Source organism: Cupriavidus basilensis OR16, from assembly GCF_000243095.1.
GTDB lineage: Bacteria > Pseudomonadota > Gammaproteobacteria > Burkholderiales > Burkholderiaceae > Cupriavidus > Cupriavidus basilensis_D.
This window is the reverse complement of sequence record NZ_AHJE01000365.1, coordinates 1-277: the sequence shown is the minus strand read 5'-3', so window position 1 is coordinate 277 and position 277 is coordinate 1. Positions and strand designations below refer to the sequence as shown.

Annotated in this window: 1 pseudogene; it reads right to left on the bottom strand. The window is 67.1% G+C overall.

Annotation, left to right across the window (positions count from 1 at the left end):
* A pseudogene (locus tag OR16_RS39160) lies at positions 1-277 on the bottom strand (carboxyl transferase domain-containing protein); the annotation flags it as partial.

Genomic DNA, 277 nt, shown 5'->3' with positions numbered 1-277 from the left:
GTTGCACGTATGGCAGCTTGTTTTCAAGCGCGATCTCCTGCACCCGCAGTTGCTTGTCCAGCCCCTTGGGCTGCAAGGCGCCAGCGTTGATGCCCGAATCCGAGGCGCTGATCATGCAGCGCAGGCCCGACACAAAGCCGATGCCGGCAATCAGGCCGCCGCCGGGCACGCTCTTGTCCAGGTCGGGGTTGTCCAGCCCCAGGCCCGCCAGCGACGCTAGCTCGATAAACGGCGCGCCGGGTCCAGCAGCAACGCCAGCCGGTCGCGCGGCAGCAAC